This is a genomic window from Bacillus sp. m3-13 (genome assembly GCF_000175075.1).
GTDB lineage: Bacteria > Bacillota > Bacilli > Bacillales > Bacillaceae_I > Sutcliffiella_A > Sutcliffiella_A horikoshii_C.
Window position 1 is genome coordinate 170036 of sequence record NZ_ACPC01000022.1, and the last position, 26845, is coordinate 196880.

The 26845-nt window shown below is 40.8% G+C and carries 27 protein-coding genes and 4 tRNA genes; 6 read left to right on the forward strand and 25 right to left on the reverse strand.

Translation table 11 applies throughout. From position 1 onward, the window contains the following. Positions 1-77: 77 nt before the first annotated feature. On the reverse strand, positions 78-545 hold the full coding sequence (gene yiaA, locus M313_RS0116400) for an inner membrane protein YiaA (RefSeq protein WP_010197783.1): 468 nt from the start codon (positions 543-545) through the stop codon (positions 78-80). 84 nt (positions 546-629) lie between these two features. Then, positions 630-1085 carry a hypothetical protein gene (locus M313_RS0116405; RefSeq protein WP_010197786.1) on the reverse strand — a complete coding sequence of 152 codons (456 nt, stop codon included), beginning with the start codon at positions 1083-1085 and terminating at the stop codon, positions 630-632. 138 nt (positions 1086-1223) lie between these two features. Here M313_RS0116405 and M313_RS0116410 point away from each other — a divergent pair, with 138 nt between their 5' ends. From M313_RS0116410 to M313_RS0116420, 3 genes are read left to right on the forward strand one after another with little or no spacing between them, the layout of a single operon-like run. Next, on the forward strand, positions 1224-1538 hold the full coding sequence (locus M313_RS0116410) for a hypothetical protein (RefSeq protein ID WP_010197788.1): 315 nt from the start codon (positions 1224-1226) through the stop codon (positions 1536-1538). A 5-nt stretch (positions 1539-1543) separates the two neighbouring features. Beyond that, positions 1544-2797 (forward strand): glutathionylspermidine synthase family protein, encoded by a 1254-nt coding sequence (locus M313_RS0116415; RefSeq protein ID WP_010197792.1) that lies wholly within the window; start codon positions 1544-1546, stop codon positions 2795-2797. A gap of 5 nt (positions 2798-2802) precedes the next feature. Further along, positions 2803-3201, forward strand: a complete 399-nt coding sequence (locus tag M313_RS0116420; protein ID WP_010197793.1) for a DUF350 domain-containing protein — start codon at positions 2803-2805, stop codon at positions 3199-3201. A gap of 48 nt (positions 3202-3249) precedes the next feature. On the opposite strand, the gene M313_RS0116425 is transcribed toward M313_RS0116420, so the two are convergent. From M313_RS0116425 to M313_RS0116450, 6 genes are all read right to left on the reverse strand, one after another. Further along, the gene (locus M313_RS0116425; protein WP_010197795.1) at positions 3250-4275 is read right to left on the reverse strand and encodes an ion channel; all 1026 of its coding nucleotides are present in this window, start codon (positions 4273-4275) and stop codon (positions 3250-3252) included. Positions 4276-4292: 17 nt separating this feature from the next. Continuing rightward, on the reverse strand, positions 4293-5351 hold the full coding sequence (locus M313_RS0116430) for a GGDEF domain-containing protein (RefSeq protein ID WP_010197797.1): 1059 nt from the start codon (positions 5349-5351) through the stop codon (positions 4293-4295). Positions 5352-5449: 98 nt separating this feature from the next. Next, complete coding sequence (locus tag M313_RS0116435; protein WP_010197799.1) at positions 5450-6352, reverse strand: EamA family transporter; 903 nt, start codon at positions 6350-6352, stop codon at positions 5450-5452. Between the two features lie 18 nt (positions 6353-6370). Continuing rightward, positions 6371-6652, reverse strand: coding sequence for a YkvA family protein (locus M313_RS0116440; protein ID WP_010197802.1), 282 nt, complete (start codon positions 6650-6652; stop codon positions 6371-6373). An 86-nt stretch (positions 6653-6738) separates the two neighbouring features. Then, positions 6739-7215, reverse strand: coding sequence for a peptide-methionine (S)-S-oxide reductase (locus M313_RS0116445; protein WP_010197804.1), 477 nt, complete (start codon positions 7213-7215; stop codon positions 6739-6741). Between the two features lie 62 nt (positions 7216-7277). Further along, complete coding sequence (locus M313_RS0116450; protein WP_010197806.1) at positions 7278-8000, reverse strand: sulfite exporter TauE/SafE family protein; 723 nt, start codon at positions 7998-8000, stop codon at positions 7278-7280. Between the two features lie 357 nt (positions 8001-8357). On the opposite strand from M313_RS0116450, the gene M313_RS0116455 reads away from it, so the two are divergent. Then, a complete protein-coding gene (locus M313_RS0116455; RefSeq protein WP_010197808.1) occupies positions 8358-10757 on the forward strand; it encodes a penicillin acylase family protein in 2400 nt (799 codons plus the stop codon). 106 nt (positions 10758-10863) lie between these two features. On the opposite strand, the gene M313_RS0116460 is transcribed toward M313_RS0116455, so the two are convergent. Then, a complete protein-coding gene (locus tag M313_RS0116460) occupies positions 10864-11310 on the reverse strand; it encodes a DUF4385 domain-containing protein (RefSeq protein WP_010197810.1) in 447 nt (148 codons plus the stop codon). A 170-nt stretch (positions 11311-11480) separates the two neighbouring features. On the opposite strand from M313_RS0116460, the gene M313_RS0116465 reads away from it, so the two are divergent. After that, entirely contained in the window at positions 11481-11834 is a 354-nt protein-coding gene (locus tag M313_RS0116465; protein ID WP_010197812.1) for a hypothetical protein, read from the forward strand. A gap of 106 nt (positions 11835-11940) precedes the next feature. Here M313_RS0116465 and M313_RS0116470 read toward each other — a convergent pair whose 3' ends face one another. Further along, on the reverse strand, positions 11941-12798 hold the full coding sequence (locus tag M313_RS0116470; protein ID WP_010197815.1) for a DMT family transporter: 858 nt from the start codon (positions 12796-12798) through the stop codon (positions 11941-11943). Positions 12799-13257: 459 nt separating this feature from the next. Here M313_RS0116470 and M313_RS0116480 point away from each other — a divergent pair, with 459 nt between their 5' ends. After that, a complete protein-coding gene (locus M313_RS0116480) occupies positions 13258-13611 on the forward strand; it encodes a hypothetical protein (protein WP_010197818.1) in 354 nt (117 codons plus the stop codon). Between the two features lie 73 nt (positions 13612-13684). Here M313_RS0116480 and M313_RS0116485 read toward each other — a convergent pair whose 3' ends face one another. The 15 genes from M313_RS0116485 to M313_RS0116555 form a co-directional block, all read right to left on the reverse strand. Next, a complete protein-coding gene (locus M313_RS0116485; protein WP_010197820.1) occupies positions 13685-14230 on the reverse strand; it encodes a histidine phosphatase family protein in 546 nt (181 codons plus the stop codon). Positions 14231-14409: 179 nt separating this feature from the next. Continuing rightward, a complete protein-coding gene (rlmH, locus tag M313_RS0116490) occupies positions 14410-14889 on the reverse strand; it encodes a 23S rRNA (pseudouridine(1915)-N(3))-methyltransferase RlmH (RefSeq protein WP_010197828.1) in 480 nt (159 codons plus the stop codon). Positions 14890-14971: 82 nt separating this feature from the next. Continuing rightward, positions 14972-15148 (reverse strand): CxxH/CxxC protein, encoded by a 177-nt coding sequence (locus tag M313_RS25405; RefSeq protein WP_010197830.1) that lies wholly within the window; start codon positions 15146-15148, stop codon positions 14972-14974. Positions 15149-15235: 87 nt separating this feature from the next. Further along, a complete protein-coding gene (locus M313_RS0116500; protein ID WP_010197831.1) occupies positions 15236-16489 on the reverse strand; it encodes a S1C family serine protease in 1254 nt (417 codons plus the stop codon). Between the two features lie 93 nt (positions 16490-16582). Next, on the reverse strand, positions 16583-17377 hold the full coding sequence (gene yycJ, locus M313_RS0116505) for an exodeoxyribonuclease YycJ (RefSeq protein WP_010197832.1): 795 nt from the start codon (positions 17375-17377) through the stop codon (positions 16583-16585). A 6-nt stretch (positions 17378-17383) separates the two neighbouring features. Next, the gene (locus tag M313_RS0116510; protein ID WP_010197833.1) at positions 17384-18175 is read right to left on the reverse strand and encodes a two-component system regulatory protein YycI; all 792 of its coding nucleotides are present in this window, start codon (positions 18173-18175) and stop codon (positions 17384-17386) included. A 1-nt stretch (position 18176) separates the two neighbouring features. Then, positions 18177-19496: a YycH family regulatory protein gene (locus tag M313_RS0116515; RefSeq protein ID WP_010197834.1), complete on the reverse strand. Its 1320-nt coding sequence runs from the start codon at positions 19494-19496 to the stop codon at positions 18177-18179. After that, complete coding sequence (walK, locus tag M313_RS0116520; protein WP_010197836.1) at positions 19493-21328, reverse strand: cell wall metabolism sensor histidine kinase WalK; 1836 nt, start codon at positions 21326-21328, stop codon at positions 19493-19495. The genes M313_RS0116515 and walK overlap by 4 nt, the downstream gene beginning before the upstream one ends. Before the next feature lie 5 nt (positions 21329-21333). Beyond that, on the reverse strand, positions 21334-22035 hold the full coding sequence (yycF, locus tag M313_RS0116525; protein WP_010197838.1) for a response regulator YycF: 702 nt from the start codon (positions 22033-22035) through the stop codon (positions 21334-21336). A 241-nt stretch (positions 22036-22276) separates the two neighbouring features. Beyond that, positions 22277-23773 (reverse strand): M23 family metallopeptidase, encoded by a 1497-nt coding sequence (locus M313_RS0116530; protein WP_010197839.1) that lies wholly within the window; start codon positions 23771-23773, stop codon positions 22277-22279. A 775-nt stretch (positions 23774-24548) separates the two neighbouring features. Further along, a tRNA-Phe gene (locus M313_RS0116535) sits at positions 24549-24621 on the reverse strand. Positions 24622-24626: 5 nt separating this feature from the next. Next, positions 24627-24702 (reverse strand) — tRNA-Asp (locus M313_RS0116540). Positions 24703-24718: 16 nt separating this feature from the next. Next, positions 24719-24793: transfer RNA gene (locus M313_RS0116545), tRNA-Glu, on the reverse strand. Between the two features lie 18 nt (positions 24794-24811). After that, positions 24812-24887 (reverse strand) — tRNA-Lys (locus M313_RS0116550). Between the two features lie 654 nt (positions 24888-25541). Further along, positions 25542-26831: an adenylosuccinate synthase gene (locus M313_RS0116555; protein WP_010197840.1), complete on the reverse strand. Its 1290-nt coding sequence runs from the start codon at positions 26829-26831 to the stop codon at positions 25542-25544. Between the last annotated feature and the right edge of the window lie 14 nt (positions 26832-26845).

Below are 26845 nucleotides of genomic sequence, written 5' to 3' on the forward strand. Positions count from 1 at the left end.
TATTTTAAACTATTTGGAGCTAAATAGAAAACGGTACTGTCTGACTCCACAACAAGTCTCCAGTACCGCCACCGCTATTAATCTCTTTCTCTTGCGTTTTGCGTGTCTCTAATATTCTTCTGAATGGTGATGGCTGCAAATAAACTGAGCACAAATGACATGCCGTAAAATCCTTTTTCACTTAAAATAATACTTCCGGCATTATAGAGCCCGATTGCCATTAACGAAATGGAAACAACAAGGGCAAACCAGCTGAGTCCGTAGTAGATGCCGGAAACGGGAATGTCCTCTTCCCGATCTCGCACCGCTTTTTGCAAGGACACGGCTGCATACAGGCCGAATACCAGTACAGCAAAATAGTACCCTTTCTCATTCAACTCCATTGCGGCATTAAACAGTCCGATCAAATAAGCGGAAACACCTACCACAAGAGCTGACCAACTTGCCCCTTTAAAAGCGGCGGTTGGTTCCCCTTCTTTTCTTTCCACTTTGATCTTCGGTTTATCATTGCTTTTTAATAACGGATTTTCGTTCATTTCTGCCATCCGACTCTCCCCTTTGCTTACACATCATATAAAGTTTATTATAGCAATTTTTTACAGAAAAGGAGTAGTACATTAAAAATTTCCCTAAGTTTCTTTCACAATCTTTCCTATATAAAAAACATAGCATTGACGGTCTTCATCAATTTCCGTTGAGTCAACATGGCACTCCCCAATCCCAGGGAGGTGAACGATATCCTTTAACAAAAATTTGATAGCTTCCCAGTGACTTTCTAATGGTTGGGTATGAAGGACTGGCATATCTTGAAGGTATTTGTATTCGCGAAATTCCATATGAATACCAGCAGGGTACGATTTTTCCTTATAGAAGTTCCTTGCCACCTCATCTTTTTCCACCGTAATTGTTTCAGAATTGTTATCTAAGGAACCCTCATTGCATAATAATTTATATTGTATTCCTTCTTTTATAAAAAAAGTACAAAGCTGCCTTGCATAGATTTCATCTTCGCTGATTTTTTCTTTTTTGTATTCGTATATTGGCTCATAACTTCCTCTGTCGTGTAAGTAATAGATCAGTTCCATATGGGTAACCTACATCCTCTCGATTTTAGTAAAAAATTTATCTCCTCATTATTTCCTGTTTTTGTTACTATTAGTTTAGTTCATTATGTAAGAAAGGAGTAGTACCTATGACAAAAACGAAAAAAGTTTTAAACAAGTGTGTCTGCCACCGTATTCGCTTTGGGTATGACTGGTTGCGGTTCCGGTGATGAAGAATCCAGTTCGCTTCCGCCAGAGCCGTTCGATGATCGCTGTAATGAGTATGAATGGGATAATGAAGAAGGCGTTTATCAGTGCGATGATGATTCATCTAGCTATTACCGCCACTATTATCACGGAGGCAGCTTCTTTGGCAGTAAATCTTCCTTAAAAAAAGATTCATCCTATAAAAACTATCGAAACAGCTCCACTTTTCAGTCCAACACAACGCCGAGTAAAGGATTTGGTAGTGGTTCTTCCTACAGTGGAGGATGAGTTAGATGAAAGAGCAAGTTTATCAAACAGAGCGTCAAGCATATTACACAAAGTTCCCAACATTTTGGAGCAATCTTTATGAGCAAGAGTATGCCCTCTATTCTGTATACGAAATCGAGCCGGAAGAGGCAGTGGATATTCGGAATGTGGCCAATAGGGTGGGACGTATTTTCTCGAAAATGGCGAAGCTACTGCGGGGACTGGAGGAAGAAACTCTTCTCGAACTTGGTTACCCATTAGAGACCATTCCATACCTATCGATCAAGGGGATAGTGGCGGAGTCCATTATATCCCGGGTGGACCTTGTTAAAACAAATGATACATATAAAGTATTGGAGATTAATAGTGACACGCCCACCTTTATTAAAGAGTTATTTCAAATGAATGGGGAAGTGTGTAAAGAGTTTGGTAGGGTAGACCCTAATTGCCAAGAAGAAGAACGTCTAGGAAGGTCTGTGAAAAATGCCATCTTTGAGAGCTATCAGGTTTTGGAGAAAAAGGAGTTCCCGAATATTGTTTTTACGTCTCATGATGAAAATTTTGAGGATAAGCAAACGGTATTATATTTAAAAGATATTTGTAGACTCCCATCCCAATATGTTCCCCTGCACAAGCTAAAAATTATTGAAGGCGAAGCTTTGTTGGATGAAGAAGGAAGAAAGATTGATGTCTTGTATCGCCAGACATTCCCGATAGAGTCGCTCATTTTGGATAAGGATGCCGAGACTGGTGCGAGTGTAGGCCTTCAGTTGTTGGAATTGGTCCGCTTAAAGAAGCTGGCAATCGTCAACCCATTAAGTGCTTTTCTTTTACAATCAAAGGCAGTACAAGCGATTATTTGGGGGCTTCATGAACAAAGAAGCGAGTTTTTTACAAAAGAGGAACATAAGTGGATTGGAGAGTATTTCCTCGCAACCTACTTAGAGCCTACACCTTTCCTATCAGCAGGCAAAAAATATGTAGAAAAGCCGACTTTTGGCAGAGAAGGCGATTCTGTCAAAATATATGCACCCTCTGGGGAAAAGGTAGAGGAAGATCCAAACAACAGTTATGTTGACTATGTTCAGGTCTACCAAGAGTATGTTGATTTGCCAAAGATTTCGTTTCAAACAGAATCTGGATGGAAAGATGGCCATATGATGATTGGTGCTTTTCTGGTAAATGAACAAGCAAGTGCATTTGGGTACCGTTTAGGAAAACAAATTATTGATAACCTATCTTATTTTATGCCTGTAGGGTTTAAACAAATTAAGGAGTGATTGAAATGGGAAGCTATTTAGCGGCTTTTGGTTTATATGCAGGAACAGCGTTTGTTCTGTTATTCGTTGGTTTATTTTTATTTGATTTAACTTCTCGAAATGAGAAGATCAAGCTTGTTGCACAAGGAAATACAACGGCAGCGCTTGTGATGGGGGGAAAACTGCTCGGTTTGGCATTTGTCATCGGGTCGGCCATTGCACATTCGGTTTCTTTTTGGGATATGGTGATCTGGGGAGTTATTGGGATTGTGGCGCAAATCGTCTTTTACGTACTTGCTGAAGTGGTCACCATCAATTACAGCATTAAAGATGCTATTAATGAAGATCGTGTGTCTGTAGGTATCTTATTGATGATGTTCTCTCTGTCCATTGGGTGGATTATTGCAAGTTCCTTAACGTATTAAATAAGAAAGCTCAAAGCAATGTGTGAAATGCTTTGAGCTTTTTTCTATTTATCCCACTTTAAATTTTGATTCATAGGTATTCTTATCACAGATGATATAGAGCTTCGCACCGCTTGGAATTTTCTCATCTAATCTTCTATTAATATCTAAGTCTTTTCCGTTAGATAGTAACGTCGCTCCTTTATCAAGGATTTCAAGAAATGCTTGCTTATAGGTACTCCAAGCGGGGTCTGCAGCAATTTCATAAATATTATCTCCGTGCATTCTGCTCGTTAACTGACTAAAGAGATGCGTGGATCCATTATACAAAGTTGCCTTAGCCATCAATCGAGATGCTGTTTCACCTGAGATGACGAACTCGTCTACGTTGGCATGGGAGAAATTCGGAATGCTTTTTTCTTTTCTGAGCTCAACAATTGTATAGATATTTTTGTTATGTAACTTTGAAAGTCGTTCTACAGATGATGCCACAAGCAAGGTTTTCCCATCAGAAAGGGAAGCATCTTCAATCATGTCATCTGAAAAAATGGTTACTGATTTTGCTTCAAGTACGTTCGCCTTTAACAATATCGCGTCTTCACTCGCATCCCCTTGGACGTAATCAATCTCTAAATCACAAGGATTTGTTTTTTTAGAATCTATTAACACAATTTGCGCGTTCTGGTTTTCCTCCAGAATTTCGGACATCGCTCTTTCTGTCTTCTCTGTCCAGCCAACAAAGATAAAATGATTGGTCTTTTTACTCGTCAATTTACCATGCTCCTTCCATTTGCTATACAGTGATAATAGATTAACAACTTTTCCAATCAATACACCAATAAGGCCAATGCCAAAGATGAATAAAAACATGGCGAAAATCTTACCAGCTACTGTTTCCGGAGAGACATCCCCGTAACCCACTGTAGTCACCGTTGTCATCGTCCACCATAGTCCTTCAAAAACAGTCGGAAACGTAGCCGGTTCTAATAGATGCATGACCAGGGAACTTCCCCCAATAACGATGATGGAGATTAACACAAGCGCGAAATTATTTGTTTTTATGACGCTCTTAAATACTCTTTGTAATATCCACACTTCGATTCACCCCTCTTTCACCCTACTTCTGTCAAAATAATCCGGTTTCTACCGCCATTTTTTGCTGTATAAAGCAGTTTATCTACCTTATCCACTAATAGGTCGGGGCGTTCTCCGTCTTGCTTGCCGGAGCCAAAGCTCATCGTGACAGAGAATGTTTCGCCTTTATCATAGAATACGTAGCTTGCAACTGCCTGTTTGATCTCATCAAGAATTTCTTTTACTTCCCATTCGTTTTTATAATAGAGGATAAGCGCAAATTCCTCTCCTCCATAGCGGAAAGCTTTTCCCTGTTTGTTAGATAGAACAGAGGTTAGGATTTCCCCGATTTGCCTCAGGACTTTGTCTCCCGTAACATGTCCATATTGGTCATTGATCAATTTAAATTTATCAATGTCAGTCAGGGCAAGGTAAAACTCTTTTTCCTTTTCCAAGTCCTTTCGCAGACATTCTTGGAAAGAACGATGATTTGCTAGATTCGTAAGGTAATCCCGATTTGCCGCTTCCACCAGCAAGCTATTTTCCCAATGGTGTTTTCGCTCTCTAGAAACAATGATTCCCCCCAAACCACCAATTAGGAATAAAAAGAACACAGCACTAAAAAAGTCAATCAAGCTATATAAGGACGTTGTGTCTTGCGCCTGAACGAAGAAAATAATGGAGTGCACCAAAATAAAGCAACCTGCTGCAATCATACCTCCAAGAAAACGCCAGTAAACTGCCACATGTAAAATGATTAAGTAAGCTAATGGAAAAAGAGGACTATCCAAGCCTCCAGTTAATGGAATCAAAGCCGAAAACGCCACAAAATCAAAAAACGGGCCACCTTTTGTCATCATGTCGTACATCTTTGACCCTTCAGGTGTTTTATGTAAATAGTAATCTGATATTCCCATATATAGAAAACCAAAAATGACTAATAATACAAATAAAGTAATCTTCCATTCAACAGGGTTTCCAGCGTTCTGAACGGCAAAAACCACGATCGATAAAACAAGAAAAAACCAACGCAAAGAAGAAAAAATAATCTCCAGTGCATGATGCGACTGGTAAGCATTCTTTAAAAAAGCATTCATAACGTCCACATCCTGTAAAAAACTTATACCTCTTCATTATAAAGGAAAACCCATCAGAAGGGAACGAATGGGTTGAGGGGACAGGCACGCCGACCCGTCTATGCTTTAAAGGATAGACGGGCGGAATTACCTGTCCCCTTGGCACTCCTTGATGCCCCTATCAACACCCCTATACCAAGCATCATCAGGACCATCCCAATCCAAGACATAATATTCAAATTTTCTCCCAATAAAAACACCCCGAATAAAGCGGCCGTCAATGGTTCAGCCAAAGCAAGCGTAACCGCCGTGGATGAGGAAACATGCATAAGGCCTCTTGCAAAAAGTATGTAAGCTACTCCCGTCGTCATCACACCAAGATAAAGAACGATGCCCCACCCACGCACATCTGTCACCCATGTCATATCAAATACAAGCATAAACGGGGCTAAAAATACGGCGCTAAGTGTAAACACCACTGCGACAATAGAAAGAGACGGAAATTTCCCTGCCAGGTCCCTGCTAACAATGGCATATACCGCAAAAGATAGCCCTGCTCCTAATGCCATTAACACGCCTATGGGATCGACCACGACAGAATCTTTATTGAGAAAAAGCATCATGCAGCCCAAGACAGATAAAAAAGTCGAACTCCACCAAATTTTACTTGGACGCCTTTTAAGAAAGAGCCATTCGAGAAACCCCGATAACACCGGGGCGCTCCCTATTGCAACAACCGTTCCAATCGCTACACCTGTTACTGTCACAGCAGTAAAAAACAAGGGCTGAAACAACGCCATGCTTAACGCCGCAAGAAACGTCGCCCGGATTGGCCAGTTCTTCAAGTTCAACCCGCCAGTCAGAAAAACAAGAATTAATAAAAAAACGCCCCCGCCCGCTAAGCGGGCAGCCCCAATAGCCACCGGATGTGCCGCTTCAGGCGCAAAAGTCTGCGCCGTACCAGTTGTCCCCCAAAGGACAGCGGCAAATAAAATAAGAAAAGGAGCTAATTTTCCGTTCAACGCCCTCACCTCATAATTTTACTTTTCCAAAAGCTTATACTTCTCCTTCAACGAAGCAGGCGCCATCTTCACAATCCGCTCCAACACAAACGTGACGACCATCACATCATCCAACACACCAAAGACCAGAAGATAATCCGGAATCAAATCAAAAGGGAAAACCACATAAGCGAGCAGAAGCACCACACCTACTATCTTTTTCGCCCCGGATACTTCACCTGATCTAAAATAATCTATCAAAAAAGGAATGAACCTCCAAAAAGTGAAAATAAACTTTAACCGCCTGACAAACCGCCACATGGTGCTGCCTCCTTTTGGTTGGAAGGGGACAGGTTTCTCGACCCGTCTATGCTTTTACGTGCAAAAGGGCTGACGAACCTGTCCCCTCAGCCCTTCTTATATTTACTCAATAACTCTTCTGGAATATGACAATAATCATCTGGACATCTAGTTAACCTATCTTGATGTTCTTCAGCACTTCTCACATAGTTTTTAAGAGGCAACACTTCCACGACTATACGGTCGCAATCCGCTCGATTATTAATAAACGCCCTTGCCTCTTCTAGATGTTTACTTTCTTCACTATAGACTCCCGTTCTATACTTCTCCCCAACATCCGCTCCTTGTTGATTTAAACTATACGGATCGATTATTTCAAAGTAATACTCCATTAACCTAGTCAAAGTTACAACATTCGGATCAAATTCCGTTTTTACACATTCCGCATACCCATCATATTCGCCCTCAAGTGTATGACTTGTGCCATTCGCTCTTCCTGCTTCCGTAAACGTAACACCAGGCAACTTTTTAATAAATGCCTGCACACCCCAGAGACATCCACCAGCAAAATATACTACTTCCATGTTTTCACTCCCTTTGGGTCGTAGGGACAGGCACGGCGACCCGCCTACGTCTTCATTTATGGTTACAAAAACCCCAAACTCTCTATCATTAAGTAAATTCCTGTAAAAATTAAGATTATATATGTAAATATACGAAAAATTCTTTGATTAATCCATTTAAATAATAATTGTCCTACATACAATCCTACAAAGACCAAAGGCAAACCCCATAAAATTGATGCCCAAATGGTCTTATTTGTCCCAACAAAGATCATTTGAATGACTAAACTAACAAAGTATATAAAAAGAAAAAATGCTAGTGTAGTTCCCCTTAATTTTTCTTTTTCGGTATTAGTCCCTGAAAAATATAATAACAACGGTGGTCCAGGCATACCTATACTTGTTGTGAACAAACCTGATAACCCACCTACAAGTAAATCTCTCTTCTTACTTTGTTTTATACGAAACTTTAAGACGAGCATTACTGTCAGCACTAAAATAATGAGGCTCACTGCTAATTTCAACCTATCTATATCTATTAACAGGAAGATCGTCATTCCAATTGGCAGGCCTATAATGCTCCCTGCCACAAACCTTCCAAGTATCCCAAAATCAATGTCTTTTCTAATTTTCATTATTAAGGCCATGGAAATGATCAAGGACAAAATTAAGTTTATTTGAATGGCTTCACTTGGTTTAAATAGTAAAAGAAGAAACGGCGTAGCCAAAATCGAAAAACCAAAACCTGTACTCGTTTGAAGTACAGAAGCAATTAAAATGATTAAAATAAATGCTGTTATCTCCATAAAACTCCGCCTTCTCTATAAAAAAAGATACCGTTAATAAACAGTATCTCCATTACAACTATTTTAACATTTCATTTGGGGTGTGGGGACAGGTTCCTTGGCCCGTTTATGCTTTAAAGGATAAACGGGTCGATGAACCTGTCCCTTTGATATCTCCCTGGCAAACTTCTATTTTTCCTAAAAGATGGCCGCTGATTCAGCGAATACCCTTGGGAGCCTGTTTATATGCAGAGAAATAAACTCCACTGAACAAATGTACCTAGAACTCTGCATACCGTGATATAATAAATCTAATTATTCAAAAATATTAAAATACTAAATTAATGTAAGCGCTTTTATTGCGAGGGGGGTTATGGTGTGGAAGTTGTAATAAAGAAAAAGTTCCGGATATGGCCAAAAAAAAGAAGATGGCAAGTCACCATTTCGGTAGCATTGACTATTTTATTACTTGCTATCGTCGCAGTTGGTTACTTGTCCTGGCTACTAAATAAGAGCGTGCCGCAAACAGAAGGCACGATTGAAGTAAGTGGACTAATGGATGTTGTAAGTGTTTATCGTGATGAGGCAGGTACCCCTCATATAGTGGCCGAAAATCAGCATGATCTTTTCTTCGCTCAAGGTTATGTAACAGCACAAGATCGTATCTTTCAAATGGATTTAAGTAGAAGACAAGCATCCGGTATGCTAAGTGAGGTTGTAGGAAAACAAGCGCTTGACCGGGATAAATTTTTTAGAACGTTAGGGTTAAGAAGAGCTGCAGAAAAGTCGTTGGATCATTATTCTGAAGAAGCAAGAAAAGCATTAGCATCCTATGCTGAAGGAGTAAATCAATATATTAAACAGGCGAAAGCAGCCAACACTCTACCTATTGAATTTACAATCATGGGGTATGAACCAGAAGAGTGGACTGACTTGGATTCTATTACGATTGGAAAATATATGGCCTTTGACCTTGGAGGGCATTGGGAAGGACAAGCGTTTCGTCATCACCTAATACAAAACTTTCCTGAAGACAAGGCGCTAGAACTTTTTCCAAGCTATCCAGAAGACGGTCCTTCCATTATCCAAGCTGTAAAAGACTCTACTATTGATATTGGAAAAAGCTTTGCCGGAGCCGTTATCCCCCACGAATTTAACGGAAGTAATAATTGGGTAGTAAGCGGCGAAAAATCTGAATCAGGCTTTCCGTTACTAGCGGATGATCCTCATCTTGGGTTAGCAACTCCTGCAATATGGTATGAAACACACCTTCAATCCCCTGAGATAAACGTTAGTGGTGTTATTTTTGCAGGAATTCCGGGTATTATTCTTGGCCGAAATGAAACAATTTCTTGGGGTGTGACAAACGTTGGACCTGACGTACAGGATCTCTACATAGAAAAGCGCAACCCAGATAACATGCATGAGTTCCTGTATAACGACAAATGGGAGCCCGCTGAAATAATAGAGGAAAAGATTTTCATTAAAGACGAGGAAGCACTAGATTATGAGGTAGTAGTGACAAGACACGGCCCAATAATGTCTGAGTTCGCACATTACGAAGATACGAATACCGCACTTGCCATGAAATGGACGGCACTAGAACCTTCCACAGAGCTCGAAGCTGTACTCAAGTTTAGCAAAGCAACAAACTGGGAGGAGTTTAAAGAAGCCTTAACATTCTTTCATACACCAGCGCAGAATTTCGTCTTTGCTTCTACAGATGGAACGATTGCGTACCGCGCGAATGGCCTTATCCCTATTCGAAAGAAAGGAGATAGCTTACTTCCGGTACCAGGTTGGACGGATGAATATGAATGGGAAGGATATATACCGTGGGATGAGCTTCCAACCGTTGTAAACCCCACTGAAGGCTATATAGCGACAGCAAACTACAAAGTGATGGGAGAGGAGTATCCGTACCATATCTCGAATATCTGGGCTCAACCCTACCGTCAGCAAAGAATTCAAGACGTTTTAGAATCTAAAGAGAAATTAAATGTGGATGACATGATGCAACTCCAATTCGATCATTACAATCTCCAAGCAGAAGAGTTTGTCCCAATCCTATTAAAAAATACAGATATATCTAACCTTAGAGAGATTGATAGAGAAGCCTTAGAGACATTTGAAAACTGGGACTTTACAGACAGTACCGATTTAGCTGCGCCTTTACTCTTCCACTTTTGGATGGAGGAGATTGCTAATTTGTTGTTTAACAATGATATTAGTGAAGACGTACTAAAACTCTTTGAAGGAAAAGGCAACGTGGTAGATCAACTGATAAGGGAAGCACATCAAGGAAAGGACGGAATCTGGATTACTGAAAAAGGTGGTTTACAGAACGTTCTGCAGGAATCTCTTACAAATGCCGTTGACCGAGCGAGTAATTTCCAAGGAGAAAAGCCAGCTAATTGGAAATGGGGAGAAGTGCATGCAGCCGAGTTCTCTCATCCATTGTCAGCTGTTAATCCTTTACACCTCCTTTTCAATAGAAAAGGGGCTTTGCCAATGAGAGGAAGTAGGGTGACCGTTGGAGCTGCTGGCTGGAATAGTGAAACAGGAAAAGTAAACCACGGTGCCGCCTGGAGAACGGTTGTGGACATGAAAAACCCATTAGAGAGCTATAATGTCGTCGGTCCAGGTCAGTCTGGTCATGTGATGAGTCCTTGGTACCATGATCAGATGGATGATTGGACGGAAGGAAGGTACCATCAGACATTCATGGGTGATGAGTATCGCGAGGAAGCAAAGACGCTAGTTTTACAACCAAAATAAATAGGAATGGATATAGAAAGCGAGTAAACTCTAATTTTTTAGATTACTCGCTTTTTACTCTCTGTAATGAGTAAACTCTCTTCTCTGCCAGGCACTCTACTGCCCTTCACCCATATTTCTTCTGGTGATCTTTCTTCCTCTTTAGATAATCCTCATCCTCTCGAGCAAGCTTCCATTTTTCCTTAAAGATAGCTGCTGATTCAGCTTTCACAGGATCGATCTGCCTTTCATTTACCTTGCCATCCTCATCGTATTTCTTCCCACCTTTATAATTGGTGTAACGGCGGGCCCGTGTATATCCCATCTGCAGGAATTTTCTTGCCATGTCCATCCCGACAAAATCTTCTTTTTCCTTGTAATCAAGAAACATCTGATAGATATTATCGGATGACTCCTCTGCAATTTTCGGGGTCTTAAAACGCCAATGCTGCAGGATTTCACTTTTATAAGGTTCCACCAGCAAAACACCCTGTTCTCCCCTGCCAACCCTATACAGTTCAGGATTTTTGCGAAAATCTATCTTTTCAAAATCCAAATCATAATCGAAAGCCATGATTGTCACCTCTTTTTAATTGGGGAATACCCTTGGGAGAATATTTGTATGCACAGAAGAAATTTGGCAGATATATGCCCGTTTATTTAAAAAAGTAACTAATGCCCTGTCAGGCTCTATTAACGTGCATATTATATCTATGAATCTATGAAAATAAAGGAGGTTATAAAATGGAAGAAAATATTTTAAAGTCTATCAGACATGGCTTGGGGAATATCTGCAATATCCCTCACATTGGCACACATTTAATTACCGTCGTTGATGAAGAAGGCAGAAGTAGAACCTCCCTAGCAAGTGAAGAGATTTTAAGACCAGGGGAGATTGGTGTCGTGTTTTGCTTGCCTATTTTGGGAGCTCCAACGAGAAGATTACCAGATGTCAACTTAAGAGGAGACCAATATGTTAGAATTTTTTGCGGTCTAACCACACTTGACGTATTTTGTGAAAGAAGAGTAAGTGGCCCACCCGCACAAACGATATCGATGAGAACAGGGGAATTTGTTGTTGTTACTTGCGATCGATGATTAATCTAAGCTAAGACAAACAGGGACGGTTCTGCTGCTTTGGTAGCAAAGAACCGTCCCTGTTTTGCTTTTTACTTTATTTTGGTGAAACCTAGAGGTGCTTTTTTCAACTCTGCTTCACACTTAATATGGTCACTGTCACCAAGATGATTGCCATACCTCCAAGCTGGGTTGCTGTAAGCAGTTCACTCAAAACAATAAATCCAAAAAGGGATGCAGTGACCGGTTCCATCATTGCAATAATGGAAGCTGAAGTCGGTGATGTCCGTTTCAAACCAACTACATACAAGAAGAATGACAAGCCTGCTCCCAATATCCCTAAAAGAATCACCCATAATAAGTCTGGTGAGTAAAAGACAGAAACTGCTTCACTCCGGTCAGTGAAAAACATCGTAATGATAGTAAAGGCAAGGAATGCAATCGTTAATATTCCTTGCGGTTGCCCATGGCGAGATGCATATTTGAAACCAAAAATAAATAATGCATATGATAATCCTGCGCCTAAACCTGCACCAAGTCCAAGCATCGTGATACTATCGGAGCCAATGCTGTAAACCTCTGTCAGCATTACCACTCCAGCCATCACAAAACCAATAGCCAGCCATTTAGATAATGACGCCTGTTCAAGACGAAATATAAAAGAGATAAGAAGAACAAAAACTGGCGCAGTATACATCAATGTTGCTGCTACCGCAATACTGGCCTCAGAGATACTGACAAAGTAAAAAATAAAATTCCCTGCTACTCCAACTCCCGCAACACTAGACCAGAACAGCAGCGGCTTATTCCACCGAGTTGGCTGGAACAAGAACCAAATAAGAATACATAATAAACCTACTGTTCCCCTATAAAAGGAGATGACCAACGGATCCCAACCTTTTTCCATTAAGAAGCCGCCTAGTCCACCAGAAATGCCCCATAATATTGCTGCTAAAATTACTAATCCTAACCCACCAAGATGCATACTGTTTACCTCCACATATCCCATTTAAAATCTGTAAAGGTAACAATACCTCTTAGTAGAGGTTTTATAACTTAATTTTCGCAAGGGTTATCCGGAAGGCGTTGTTTTTGAATAATAGCTCAGTAAAATCACTTACTTATGATAAGAGGATTGTGGGGACAGGTTCCTCGACCCGTTTATACTTTAAAGTATAGACGGGCTGACGAACCAGTCCTCTGGACCCACTTAAGGCATATTGTACCAGTTAGTAAAATTATAAATCTAGGAGGAATTAAAAGGGGAAGGCCCTACTTTATCCATACTCCTACTGATGATCTTTTTTTGCTTAAGATAATCCTTATCCTCCCTGGCAAGCTTCCATTTTTCTTTAAAAATTGCTGCTGACTCAGCCATGCCCTGTCAGGCTCTTTCAACGTGCATAGTATATCTATGAATCTATCAAAATAAGGAGGTTGAAAAATGGAAGAAAATATCCTGAAGTCTATCAGGCATGGGTTGGAAAATATCTGCAATATCCCTCACATTGGCACACATTTAATTACCGTCGTCGATGCAGAAGGCAGAAGTAGAACTTCCCTAGCAAGTGAAGAGATTTTAAGACCTGGAGAAATTGGTGTTGTGTTTTGCTTGCCTATTTTGGTAGCTCCAACGAGAAGATTACCAGACGTCAACTTAAGAGGAGACCAATATGTAAGAATTTTTTTCGGTCTAACCACACTTGATGTCTTCTATGAAAGAAGAGTAAGTGGCCCGCCCGCACAAACGATATCGATGAGAACTGGGGAATTTGTTGTCGTTACTTGTGACCGATGATTTTCTCTAAGCTTAAGAAAAACAGGAACAGTTTTGCTGCACTGGAAGCAGAGAACCGTCCCTGCTCTATTATCTAATACCTTAAAGTACTTAAATCTGATAAAGATAATCGACTAACAACTTGGTAACCATTCCCTTTTCCTCTAGGTTTTATAATTACTGTCCCCATATCAGGTATTTGACCTAATCCAATTCCTACAGGGAAACTGTGAGCAACAATCACCTGGTTTCTTCCCTCTTCAGGTATAATTTCTAACGCTGACTGAAGGTCACTCAAAATTCTTACCTTGTCTATACTAGCTATATTTCGACTCAATTTATTAACCTCTCCCCAGAATGGTTCAACTTGAAAATTTCCACTACCGAATGCTAACTGTGCCGTTTCTATTGTTCTACAAAAAGGACCTGTAGCAATAGGGTATCTAACCGGTATTCTAAAGTATCGGAGAATTTCTCCATAGAAAATAGCCTGCCTACGTCCTCTTTCAGAAAGATTCCTTTGAGTTAAACAGTTTTGAAAGTCCAAATTTGGTAAATCTCTTCCTACGGTCGCTTCTCCATGCCTTACATATAGTATATATCCCCCACTTTTAAGGGAATTAAGTAATGATCTATTCAAGAAACCTTCTCCTTCATTAAAAAACCCTTTTTATTTTTTAATGTATGTTGCACACATGTTTTTGACCAATAAAAAAACAAACGGGAATATTTGAGACCTCTTTTCCCGTTTGTTTTATATAATGATATGATTTCTCCTGATTTCTTTAGCGTGTTGGAGGGCAAGTCCTTTTTTCGCCTCTATTTGTGGTAAGGCTCATTCCTAATTATCCTAAACCCCCGATAAACCTGTTCCAACAATATCAACTTCATCAACTGATGGGGAAATGTCATCTTCGAAAATGACAATGTATCATTCGCCCTCTTCATCACGTCCCCGCTCAAGCCAAGTGATCCGCCAATCACAAACGCCACTTTACTTTTTCCGTAAGTCGCAAGTTTGTCCATTTCTTTTGCCAGTTCTTCCGATGAGCGCTGCTTTCCTTCGATTGCCAAAGCAATCACATGGGTGTCTTCCGAAATCTTCCCTAGGATACGTTCGCCTTCTTTATTTTTCACTTGTTCCATTTCGGCGTCGCTTAGTTGCTCTGGTGCTTTTTCGTCTGGAAGCTCTACGATGTCTATTTTTGCGTAGGCACTCAAGCGTTTCAAATATTCATCTATACCTTGTTTCAAATACTTCTCTTTCAGTTTTCCAATTGTGATTATTGAGATATTCACATGTCATACCACCTTGCAAACAGTTTATCCACAAAAGTTATCCACATATCAACAGTTTTCACCCACATTTAGTGGGCGAATATCAGTTCCCCACCATATATACAGCAGGTTCAGAACATAATTCACAGGTTGTTGATAACTTTTCTTCTTCCGGTAACATCTCCAATATTGGTGCTTCTTCGTGCTCATCTATGTACATTTCCATCGCTAATTCAATATGCTCTAAACAACATTTCATTTTATCCACAATCCTTTCCATTCCTTCATTAACCTCACTAGAATACCATTTATCCACATGTGTGGAAACAGAAAGAGGAGAGATTTCTATGATCCCTCCCCATTTCTCCTATTCGCCGGTTGTATCTTCTGTCAAATCAACGGTCGTTGTTTTCTGGTCCTGGCCTCGGTAAAATGTAACTTCCATTTTATCGCCAACCTGTTTTTCATTATAAAGATGTTTTCGCAGCTCAATAACATCCCGAACCTGCTCGCCATCCAGCTCCACGATCACATCATATTCCTGCAATCCAGCATTGGCAGCCGGTGAACCAGGTGCTACACCAGTAATATATACGCCTGCACTAACATCTTTCGGAAGCTTCAGTGTCTGTTGCCAGTGATAGCTGGACACATCCGACAACGAACCGATGCTGACACCGAAATATGGACGTTTTACCTGACCATATTGCTCCAAATCATTGATGATGGGTATCGCAGAATTGACGGGAATGGCCAAGCCGATTCCTTCTACCGCAGACTGAGCAATTTTCATCGAGTTGATTCCGATGACTTTTCCTTGGATATTAATTAAAGCTCCTCCACTGTTGCCTGGGTTGATGGCAGCATCCGTCTGCATAACATCCGCATGCCAGTCAGGTGTGCCGTCCCTGTTCACATCCACAGGAATGCTTCGGTCAGTTCCCGAGATGATTCCTTGAGTGACTGATCCGGAAAATTGCAAACCGAGTGGGTTTCCGATGGCGATAACGGGTTCGCCTGTGCGGACGCTGTCAGAGTTTCCGAAGTCTGCAACCTTTGTGACCATTTCATCTTCCATGGACAACACAGCAAGATCTGTGAGCGGATCTTCTCCAAGCACCTCTGCCGGCACTCTTGTCCCGTCTATAAGGCTCAGTTCTACCTGCCCAGCGCCTTCAATAACATGGTAGTTCGTCACCACATAAGCTTTACCATTTTCTTTTTTATAAATAACACCAGAGCCTGTTCCTGCTTCGCCTTCCTCGTCTGTTTCTGTTTCCGTGTCGTTCCAGAAGGAGGCGTTTTGCAGATTGATAACCCCGACAACTGCTTCTGCTACATTATCTACCGCTTCTGTGACACCTGACGTTACGTTGACGGAGACATTGCGGATCTCCGCTGCCGTTCCTCCCGATTCAGGTTGTTCCGGCAGCTGCTCGCGCTCTTCTACCGCCTGACGCTCGCTCCCATCTGGCATCACGCGTCCTGTAAGTCCAGGGAACGCTACCACTAATAGTAAAACACCAAGTGACAGTGCTACAATTCCAGGGAGAAAATACTTCCCCCTGTTTCCTTTTTGTTTTGAGTGATCAGATGGATCTTGTTTGTCGTAATATCCCATGTTGTCCTTCCTTTCCTTTCACGTCACAACCAATATTTGTGCGTTGCATCGTGTAAAAAGGGCAAAAAGAAAGGCGCTATAAGCCTAAGATTTTTACACGAAAGCAAGCGCGGTTGGTTTGTTCGGGTCTGTGTCATACAGCTCCACTTGTTCTCCCACGATGACTCCTTTTGTGGCAAGTGTTTGCTGAACAGACATCCTCGCTAGATCTTTCATGTTATTATCTTTACTTAAATGCGCCAAATAAATACGCTTCGTTTTGTCTCCCATGACATCTGCCATGGCAAGGGCTGCATCCTCATTGGATACGTGGCCGACATCGCTTAAGATACGGCGTTTGATGCTCCACGGATAGTGTCCCATCTGCAGCATCTGCACGTCATGATTGCTCTCAAAAACATAGGCGTCGGCATTGGAAATGATGCCTTTCATCCTGTCACTCACATAACCTGTGTCGGTGATGATCACGACCTTTTTATCGCCATCATGGAAGGAATAAAACATCGGCTCTGCAGCATCGTGAGATACACCAAATGACTGAATATCAAGTCCACCGAATGTTTTCACCTGTTCTATTTCAAAATTAAACTTTTGCTCTGTCGGGATAAGGCCAACCAGGCCGTCCATCGCCATCCATGTCTTTTCATTGGCATAAATCGGGAGCTTGTACTTTCTCGCAAGTACGCCAAGCCCCTTAATGTGATCGCTATGCTCATGTGTTACTAAAATTCCGGAAAGGTCTTCTATTTTTCTGCCTATCCCGTTAAACAATTCTTGCATTTTTTTGCCGCTCAAACCAGCATCGATTAAGAAAGAATGCTCCTCTGTTGCGACATAAATTGCATTTCCTGTGCTGCCGCTTGCTAGCACGCTAAAATGCAGGCTCATGTCACTTCACTCCAATGTTCGATTTTCTTTTTTTATGACGGACCCTTCAAACGCGTTCACGTAAAAGTCCTCTTCTTCATTGACTACAATATGCCAAGTCGGGATTAATACATGAGAATTGGTATAGTCGACGAGGGTGTAATATCCTAGCGTGACGTTTCCTACCTCGCTCCCCGGCTTCAAATCTCCTGTATTATACAGATTATATAATGCATCCAAGACGGAAATGACGTCCTGTTCTACATCCATTTTTTCTGTATCGACAATATAGGTTTGTTCGTAAGAAATCAACTCGTTTAAATCGTTGAGATACGCTACCACCATCGCACTGTCATTGCTATAAATATTTTTCCCATCATATTGTTGGAAGAAAATAAGGCTCCTGTTTTGTGGATTAAATCCCCAGAACTCATATTTCGCCCCAAACAATAATTCCTCTTTAAAAATAGTCTCTAATCTAGTAATCATATTCATTTCAGGTAAAGGGATCGGCTCTTCCCAAGTGGAAACTAACTTGATGTCTTCTACAATCTCCGCCTTTTGCCCATTTTCCGTTAACTTCGTTGTATCCTCTTCTGTAAATACATAGCTATTACCGCTTATATAACTTGCTTTGTCCGGTGCCTTTGGCAGTTGGCCATACGATATTTCATCTACTTTGAACTGCTCTTCCATAGAAGCTTCCGCCAAGATTTCCAGCTGATTGTTCTTCCTTTTTTCAAGGATTTGAAAAACAAGGAATACATTGAGGATAAGAAAGGTAATGATGAAAATGGTTTTGGTTCTCCTCCAATCCATTCTACATCCCTCCTTCTAAATCATCGCTGCCGGTAAAATTTAATTTGTTCCAAGCATTGTTTTCCTTATACACCCAAATTGGATCGATGATATAAACATCCGATTCTCTCCTCAACTCATACCCGACTCGTATGTCCTGGATATTTTGGAGGTCACTGAGGTTGTCGAGTTCTCGCTGAACTTCTCTTCCTGACGGGATGTTTGTCCCAATCGATTTCCAAGACAGAAATTCAAAAACAGGTCTCACATATTCATAAATCTCATTATTTCTCCATGACTGGGAGATATCTGCCACGCCTCTTTCACCAAAATGATAGATCGGATAATCCCCGATGAACATTCTGTAGACCACATTATGCTCGATTGTGCTGCTCGTCCAATTATCAAGTTTGAACCGCTCCGGCTGTCCTGTCCAACCGCTGTGTTCGTTCACGAACTCAATTCCCCGTTCAATCACATTAAAGTCCATGGAATTCCCGAGTCCTGTATTCCCCGGATTAACGTAGTGCAGATTATTATAGGGACGGGATACACTCATCAGACTGGAATCATCCCGGAAAACTATTCCGTCTGTTACTTGATCTCTTGTGACTATGCTTGGGTTGCTGAATAGGGCATTTTTAAAATCTTCCGGATTCAACTGTTTCGCATAATAATACCCAGTGCGGACTTTTGGCGCCTGTTCTGGAAAAAACACATACCGATTTTCATCGACTTCTTCATAAATGAATGTTGGTAAGATTTTAGCCGTTTGATAAAATGTTCGAGATAACTCATTGGTAGAAAGGTTACGAACCTTAGCTTGGTACACTTTTCTCTCTTCATATTGAACTAAATAAATGATTGGTTCACTACCAAACGTTTCTCCAGAAAAATCAATCAATATCCGATTGACGGAAATATTCGGAGGTTCACTATCACTAAAACCTGTAATATATCGAAAGGTTTGTAACGGAATGTTTGTTGGAAAAACAACCTCCATTTTTCCACTGCCATGCATGAAAGAGTAGAAATCTTCCTCCGAGTAATTAGCTATCTCAATATCAAAAAGACTCCATCTTTCCAACTCTTCCATAAATAAATTAAGATCTTCTAGTTCCTCTGTTCCGTGATGAATACCATCAAAATGGTATAACAATTTGCTAGGTTGAATAAGCTGGCCTATATCCTGCTTGTCGTTAATTTCCACTTCACTAATGGTGCTGTCGCCTTCGTCTATATAATCAAAATCCGGCTGATAGGTCCATAAATTCCAGGTGAGAATCAAGCTTGTCAGGACAAGAATGGTTAATACAAGTGATTTAATATTTTCATATTTCATTCCCAATCACCTTCTTGTTCTTCCTCGGAAATGGGAAGTGTAAAATAAATAGTTGTGCCTTTTCCTTCCACGCTGGAGGCCCAAATGTCTCCATCATGTGCTTGAATCATTTCTTTCGCTATTGCAAGACCCAGACCGGTCCCGCCAAGCATTCTTGTTCTTGCTTTATCCACTCGATAAAAACGTTCAAAAATCTTATTAAGATCCGATTTTGGTATTCCTACTCCTTGGTCACTAATACTGACCAAAATCTGATTAGCAGCCTCTTCAATATCCACAGTAAATGTGATTGTACCACCTTCAGGCGAGTATTTCATCGCATTCGAAATAATGTTATCTAACACCTGTGTTATTTTATCTGTATCAATGGAAACAAATACTTCTTGGTTAGGCATACTTCTGACAAAATCCACTTTTTGAGATTTAGACATTTCGAAACGTTCAATGATTTTATTAAAAAATTCAACAAAATCGACGCTATTTTTGTAAAAGTTATAATCTCTTGAATCCATTTTGGATAACTGCAACAAATCATTCACCAAACGAATCATTCGCTCTGTCTCCGTTTGTGTCACATCCAGGAACCTTGGAGCAATCTCATCATCCTGCCATGCTCCATCTGCCAATGCTTCTAAATAGCTTCTCATCGTAGTCAAAGGCGTTCTGAGCTCATGCGACACATTTGCAACAAACTCTCTGCGTTCAAGATCTATCTTCTCTTGCTCCGTAATATCATGTAAAACGGTTATCAAACCATTGATGAATCCTGTTTCCTTTTGAATGATAGAATTACTAGCACGCAAGATATATGGCTCTTTTTCGGTACTAAAGTCCAGAATGAGTGATTCTTGTTCCGATACAAGTTGATCAAAGGAATGAGTTTCTTCAATCCCGAGCACTTCTACAATCGGTTTATTTAGTACTGTTTCACGTGAAACGTTCAGCATCCCAAGAGCAGGTTCATTGATCAAAATTATCCTGCCTTTTCTGTCTGTCGCAAGAACTCCATCCGTCATATGGGACAAGACAGAACTCAGCTTCCTTCTTTCCCCTTCAGTAGTCGCCTGTGCTTCTTGCAGTTTTTTCGTCAGGTTATTAAAGGATAATGCTAACTGACCTATTTCATCATTACCGTAAATGTTTACTTTCCTGGAGAAGTTACCTCTTGCCATTTCAAGCGCTTGTTTTCTCATATCAGACATCGGTCTTGTAATAGTTTGGGCAAGCAAAACACCAAGCACCGCTGTGACCGCAAGCGCAATAGTGGTCCCAGTTGCAAAGATGCTGTTGATTTGACGCATCTGGGCATAGACCTTTTCCATGGACGCTTCTAAATAAATAGCGCCAATGATATCTTGATTGTTCGATTTGACGGGTGCTGCTATCAGCCTCAAACGATTCTGGGTTTGCTTTTCGATGACCGTCTTCTTCGACATCTGTCCTACTACCAATGCCCGTTTAACCAGCAATTCTGTCGTCCTTTTCCCTACACTTGACTGATTGTAAGGATTCGACGTACCAAGGACCTTGCTTTGGTTATTGGTAATGCGAATTTCTTCTATATCTTCCATCGTGACATCCTGTAACACCGTTCGTATATCTTCTTCAATGGTTGGTGTCGTATCATCACGTTGTTTTTTTATTTCCTGCTCAATGCTATAAGCGAGTAAATGAATTCTCTCTTCAAGTGATTCGTTAAAGTTAGTGGTCAACTGATTTTCAAGCTTACTGACAAAATAGACCCCAATTATCTGTATTGCAATAAGGATTAGCAAAACGTAAATCAACACAAATTTAAGATGAATGGACCGAAAAAAACCTACCTTTTTCATGTAAATTATTCCTGCTCAGTTTGTCGCAGGTAATAGCCAACTCCTCTTCTTGTCACAATCCATGTCGGGTGACTTGGGTTGTCTTCAATTTTCTCACGAAGGCGGCGAACCGTTACGTCCACTGTTCGTACATCTCCATAATAATCATAGCCCCATACCGTTTGCAGAAGGTGCTCACGAGTCATGACCTGACCTATATGCTTTGCAAGATAATGCAACAATTCAAATTCACGGTGAGTAAGTTCGATCATATCTCCCCTTTTGGTTACCATGTAAGCATCTGGGTGGATAACTAGGGAACCAATTGCAATCTCAGAAGGTTCTTCTGTATCTGCCGCTTTCTGTTGATGACGTCGCAAATTAGCCTTTACCCTTGCAATCAATTCACGCGTGCTGAAAGGCTTGGTTACATAATCATCTGCTCCTAGTTCTAATCCAAGCACTTTGTCTATCTCTGAATCCTTAGCAGTCAGCATGATAATCGGCATTTCATATTTCTTACGTACTTCTCTGCACACTTCCATGCCGTCTCGCTGAGGCAACATGATATCTAAAAGAATTAGATCAGGGCGCACTTCCTCCACCTTATTGACCGCCTCTTCGCCGTCATAGGCACAATATACCTCGTACCCTTCTTTTTGGAGGTTGAATTTCAATATATCTGCAATTGGTTTTTCATCGTCTACTACAAGTATTTTCTTTTCCATATGGTTTCGCTCCTTCTCAGCATCTATCTATTCTTATCTGTTAGTATGGCTTTTTTCCAAAGATTGTTGCCATTTGCTAGAAAAAAACGGCTTATAAGCGTAATTAAAATCAAAACACTCTACTTCTTACTTTACCATGTAGAGCGGGGGAGCGCATCTATTAAGAGAAAGCTCATAAAAGTGCAAGAAACATAAAAACCTCTAGCTCACTTTTCTTTTGCTAGAGGTTTCATGTATGTGTTTAGTTATTTAAATACTGCATTGGATCTTTTAACTTGCCATCTTGGTACACTTCAAAGTGTAAATGAACGCCTGTAGATTGTCCTGTCGTACCCATGACACCGATCTTTCCGCCGCGAGAAACAGTTTCTCCTACAGAAACGCTAATAGAATCAAGGTGGGCATAAGTTGTTTTCATCCCATTTTGGTGATTGATGACAACCTTATTTCCATAACCGCCGTCCCAACCCGCAGATTCAACAACTCCATTGTCCGCCGCCTTGATCGTACGGTCGCTTGGACGGGCGATGTCGATACCTTTATGCATCTTACCCCAACGGTGACCCATTTTGCTGGAAATATAACCGCCGACTGCAGGCCATGCAAGGGATCCGCTTCCACGGGAAGGAATCACTTTTGTTCCTTTTACTACGATATGTTTTACTGGCTCTTTCAACGTTTCTTCATGTGTTACTTCAGTCTTGATGGTCATGCCGTTTTCTTTAGTAGTAATGGTACGAACGTTTTTCTTTCCGTTTTCACCCTGTTGCTTTACTTTCGTTTCTCCCTTAGGAAGCTCTTTATCTTCCACTACTTCCTGCTCGTAAGGAACTTCTTCATTTTTAGACACTTCTTGTTTTACCAAAATATTTAAGTACGGTTTTTTCGCTGAAACATTTAACACTTTACCAACCTTCAGTAACGTATCCATCGCGATATCAGGATTCATTTCCAAAAGTTCTTCTGAAGATAGGTCATGTTTTTCAGCGATATCTCCCAAGGAGTCTCCCGCTTGGACTTCATACTTATCTGCTTGCTTTTTACCTTTTTTAACTAATTCCACTGCTTCTTTTACAGAAATAACATTTTTAGGATCCACATTTTTATCGCTGTAAGAAACTTTTTCTTTAATAGTTAAGTCTAACACGCGAGACTCATTTTCTTTCAGCTCAGGAAGCTTGGATTCTTGGTTTTCTTGTCTTACTTCTAAAGCTTTTAAGTCTTTTTCAGAAACAAACTCTAACTTTAGTAGTTCTATTACTTTTTCTGCTTCTTCTTTATTTTTCAGGAGTGCCACTTCTTCTCCTTCAATGGTCAATACGGAAGCGCTGGCCTTAACTTCAACTTGCTCAATTACTGTGTTAATCGTCTCTTTATTCTGAGCAGATGGTCTAAACACTTTCTCAGGTACAACTGTTACTTGTTCCCCTACGGAAAGCTCTAGATACTTATAATCTTTTTGAACAGATTCCACTTTAGCCTCTAACGCCTTGTCTAACTGTACCTTATTATCAACCGCACCAACACGTTCTCCATTCAAGTACACGTGATAGACCGTTCCAAGAAGTGAATTCTCACTAGCATGTACAGCGACTGCGCCAAGTGTAATAGTAGAAGTAGCAATAGTAGTAACCATTACTCTTTTTGTAAAAGTAGAAAGGCGATTTTTTTGAGATTTATGTTTAATATTTTGTTTTTCGGTGTAATTACTATATATACGCTTTAATCGGTTCATCATGGTCTTTCTTTCCCCCTGATTTCTTCCCGTTCTATAAACAGTTTTATTTAGGTAAACTAGATTCCTCGTCTTAGGACTAATGATACCCATTTAAATTTTTCGGCTCTTTTACCATACCATAGGTTCATAAACAAATAGAATACTAGAACAAAAGATGTAATATAACTGTATTATTGCTGTCATATTTAGGCGATTTATAGGGGTTTTTCCTTATTTAGGCACTAAACATGGGTAATTTTACATAGTTTTGACGTACTGAGTGGAAATCGAGGGTATATTACCCTGTTTTGTTACAGGTGGGTAACAAAGGGCGGTGGGCAGTTTTGGTGGGGGAGGAAGTTTAGTAGCCTTTTTATGGGGTTTTTTGTGTTTTTAGGGCTTTTGTTATTGAATCGGTGGAGGTTCAATACCGCAACCCCGAGCTTAATAGTGATTCTATTTGACCGAACTGACTGTTTCAGCCAGGCTTCGGGCGTATAGAACGCTTCTATTTAACCGAGCTGACTGTTTGAGCCAGGCTTCGGGCATATAGAACGCTTCTATTTAACCGAGCTGACTGTTTGAGCCAGGCTTCGGGCATATAGAACGCTTCTATTTAACCGAGCTGCCTGGTTGAAACGGGCTTCGAGCGTATAGAGCCCCTCTATTTGACTGAGCTGCTTGGTTGAACGAGGCTTCGGGGGTATAGAATCTGTATAAAGTAAAAAACCCAGCAAAAAATATATAGATACAAAAAAACAGCACGCTCATTTTAAATGAACGTACTGCTTTGTGATGGCTCGGGACGGAATCGAACCGCCGACACATGGATTTTCAGTCCATTGCTCTACCAACTGAGCTACCGAGCCATAAATGGCGGTCCCGACCGGGATCGAACCGGCGATCTCCTGCGTGACAGGCAGGCATGTTAACCGCTACACCACGGGACCTAAGTTAAAAGAAAAATGGTGACCCATACGGGATTCGAACCCGTGTTACCGCCGTGAAAGGGCGGTGTCTTAACCGCTTGACCAATGGGCCTTACTTTTTAAAAGAAAATGGTGTGCCATGAAGGACTCGAACCTTCGACCCTCTGATTAAAAGTCAGATGCTCTACCGACTGAGCTAATGGCACATTATAAAAATATTTTAACTATTAAAGTACTGCTTTGCATTTACATAGATTCGAGGAAGCTTACTCTGTTGACGCCCTCGTCTCTACTAGCTTAATCAGGTTGTATATCAACGAGTGCGCTGAGGTTTTGCTTCGTAGCTTATTCAACGTGCTCTACCGACTGAGCTAATGGCACCTAAGAACAACTTCGCCTTATGTAACTTTGAATCTCTTTTGACGACGTTTTTAATAATATCATACTATCATTAAAACTTGCAATAACTTTTTTAAAAAAATAGCAACTTCTATAAAACTTACTAAAACTCATCTAGTAAAAAAGAAGAAAGGGGACTTACTGATTGTAATGAAGACACTTTGAAGCAAAAAATTACATTGAATGTGTCTTCATCTGAAGTATGAAGACACTTTGAAGCAAAAAATTACATTGAATGTGTCTTCATCTGAAGTATGATGACACTTTGGTGAGAATTTTTTTGTCATAAGTGTCTTCATACTCTCCATGAAGACACTTTCGCACTAGTTTCTCCAATGAAAGTGTCTTCATAAGCAATCTCCATGGAGCACGGCAATCAACAACTCAACCATCACCAAACCAAATAAAAAACCCCTTCATCCTACACCAAGGAGAAGAGGCAATCCTAAAACTTTTATATATTACTTCGCATACACACTGCGTACCACATTCGTCTGAGAGCGATCTGGCCCTACAGAGAAGATGGACAATGGAATGCCTGTAAGCTGAGATACGCGCTCAATGTAGTGACGAGCGTTTTCTGGAAGCTCACTTAAGCTTTTAACGCCAGTGATGTCTTCTGTCCAGCCTGGCATTTCTTCATATACCGGCTCACACTCAGCAAGTACTTTTAAGCTTGCTGGGAATGCTTCCATCACTTCGCCTTTGTATTTGTAAGCTACACAAATCTTCAACGTTTCAATACCTGTTAATACGTCGATGGAGTTCAAAGAAAGGTCTGTCATTCCACTTACGCGACGAGCGTGACGAACAACCACACTGTCAAACCAACCTACACGGCGAGGGCGTCCAGTTGTTGTACCATACTCTCTTCCCACTTCACGGATTTGGTAACCAATTTCATTGTCTAGTTCTGTTGGGAAAGGACCGTCACCAACACGAGTCGTGTAAGCTTTCGCAACTCCTACAACGTGGTCTATTTTAGAAGGACCTACTCCAGAACCGATCGTAACTCCACCAGCTACTGGGTTGGAAGAAGTTACGAATGGGTATGTTCCTTGGTCGATATCAAGCATAACCCCTTGTGCACCTTCAAAAAGAACGCGACGTCCATCATCAAGCGCATCGTTTAATACAACGGAAGTATCTGTTACGTACTTGGCAAATTGCTGTCCGTACTCATAGTACTCATCCAGGATATCTTCTAACTTGAATCCTTCTGTTTCGTACATTTTTTCAAGCAAACGATTTTTCTCCGCTAAGTTGTGGGCAAGCTTCGCTTCGAAAAGTTCACGGTCAAGCAAGTCAGCAATACGGATCCCAACGCGTGCCGCTTTGTCCATATAAGCTGGTCCGATCCCTTTTTTCGTTGTACCGATCTTGTTTGCACCTTTGCGCTCTTCTTCCACTTCGTCAAGCTTCAAGTGGTACGGAAGAATAACATGTGCTCTATCAGAAATACGTAAGTTATCAGTACTTACTCCGCGGTCATGTAAATATTTTAATTCTTTTATTAATGCTTTAGGATCAACAACCATACCGTTACCGATAACACAAGTCTTGTCGTTATAAAAAATTCCAGAAGGTATTAAGTGTAATTTATATGTTTCACCGTTAAATTTAATTGTGTGTCCTGCGTTATTACCGCCTTGGTAACGTGCAATAAGCTCTGCATTCTCAGAAAGAAAATCGGTAATTTTCCCTTTTCCTTCGTCTCCCCATTGTGTTCCTACTACGACTACTGATGCCATAGAGCGTACACCTC

Bases quoted from the DNA above. Each gene is read 5' to 3' on its own strand.
- M313_RS0116510 (WP_010197833.1), bottom strand. From the start codon at position 18,175: ATGGATTGGAGGAGAACCAAAACCATTTTCATCATTACCTTTCTTATC.
- yycJ (WP_010197832.1), bottom strand. From the start codon at position 17,377: ATGAGCCTGCATTTTAGCGTGCTAGCAAGCGGCAGCACAGGAAATGCA.
- M313_RS0116430 (WP_010197797.1), bottom strand. From the start codon at position 5,351: ATGAATGCTTTTTTAAAGAATGCTTACCAGTCGCATCATGCACTGGAG.
- M313_RS0116420 (WP_010197793.1), top strand. From the start codon at position 2,803: ATGGGAAGCTATTTAGCGGCTTTTGGTTTATATGCAGGAACAGCGTTT.
- M313_RS0116470 (WP_010197815.1), bottom strand. From the start codon at position 12,798: ATGCATCTTGGTGGGTTAGGATTAGTAATTTTAGCAGCAATATTATGG.
- M313_RS0116405 (WP_010197786.1), bottom strand. From the start codon at position 1,085: ATGGAACTGATCTATTACTTACACGACAGAGGAAGTTATGAGCCAATA.
- M313_RS0116515 (WP_010197834.1), bottom strand. From the start codon at position 19,496: ATGAAATATGAAAATATTAAATCACTTGTATTAACCATTCTTGTCCTG.
- M313_RS0116530 (WP_010197839.1), bottom strand. From the start codon at position 23,773: ATGATGAACCGATTAAAGCGTATATATAGTAATTACACCGAAAAACAA.
- M313_RS0116415 (WP_010197792.1), top strand. From the start codon at position 1,544: ATGAAAGAGCAAGTTTATCAAACAGAGCGTCAAGCATATTACACAAAG.
- M313_RS25405 (WP_010197830.1), bottom strand. From the start codon at position 15,148: ATGGAAAGGATTGTGGATAAAATGAAATGTTGTTTAGAGCATATTGAA.
- M313_RS0116445 (WP_010197804.1), bottom strand. From the start codon at position 7,215: ATGGAAGTAGTATATTTTGCTGGTGGATGTCTCTGGGGTGTGCAGGCA.
- M313_RS0116460 (WP_010197810.1), bottom strand. From the start codon at position 11,310: ATGGCTTTCGATTATGATTTGGATTTTGAAAAGATAGATTTTCGCAAA.
- M313_RS0116450 (WP_010197806.1), bottom strand. From the start codon at position 8,000: ATGGAGATAACAGCATTTATTTTAATCATTTTAATTGCTTCTGTACTT.
- M313_RS0116465 (WP_010197812.1), top strand. From the start codon at position 11,481: ATGGAAGAAAATATTTTAAAGTCTATCAGACATGGCTTGGGGAATATC.
- yycF (WP_010197838.1), bottom strand. From the start codon at position 22,035: ATGGAAAAGAAAATACTTGTAGTAGACGATGAAAAACCAATTGCAGAT.
- yiaA (WP_010197783.1), bottom strand. From the start codon at position 545: ATGGCAGAAATGAACGAAAATCCGTTATTAAAAAGCAATGATAAACCG.
- walK (WP_010197836.1), bottom strand. From the start codon at position 21,328: ATGAAAAAGGTAGGTTTTTTTCGGTCCATTCATCTTAAATTTGTGTTG.
- M313_RS0116500 (WP_010197831.1), bottom strand. From the start codon at position 16,489: ATGGGATATTACGACAAACAAGATCCATCTGATCACTCAAAACAAAAA.
- M313_RS0116480 (WP_010197818.1), top strand. From the start codon at position 13,258: ATGGAAGAAAATATCCTGAAGTCTATCAGGCATGGGTTGGAAAATATC.
- M313_RS0116555 (WP_010197840.1), bottom strand. From the start codon at position 26,831: ATGGCATCAGTAGTCGTAGTAGGAACACAATGGGGAGACGAAGGAAAA.
- M313_RS0116440 (WP_010197802.1), bottom strand. From the start codon at position 6,652: ATGTGGCGGTTTGTCAGGCGGTTAAAGTTTATTTTCACTTTTTGGAGG.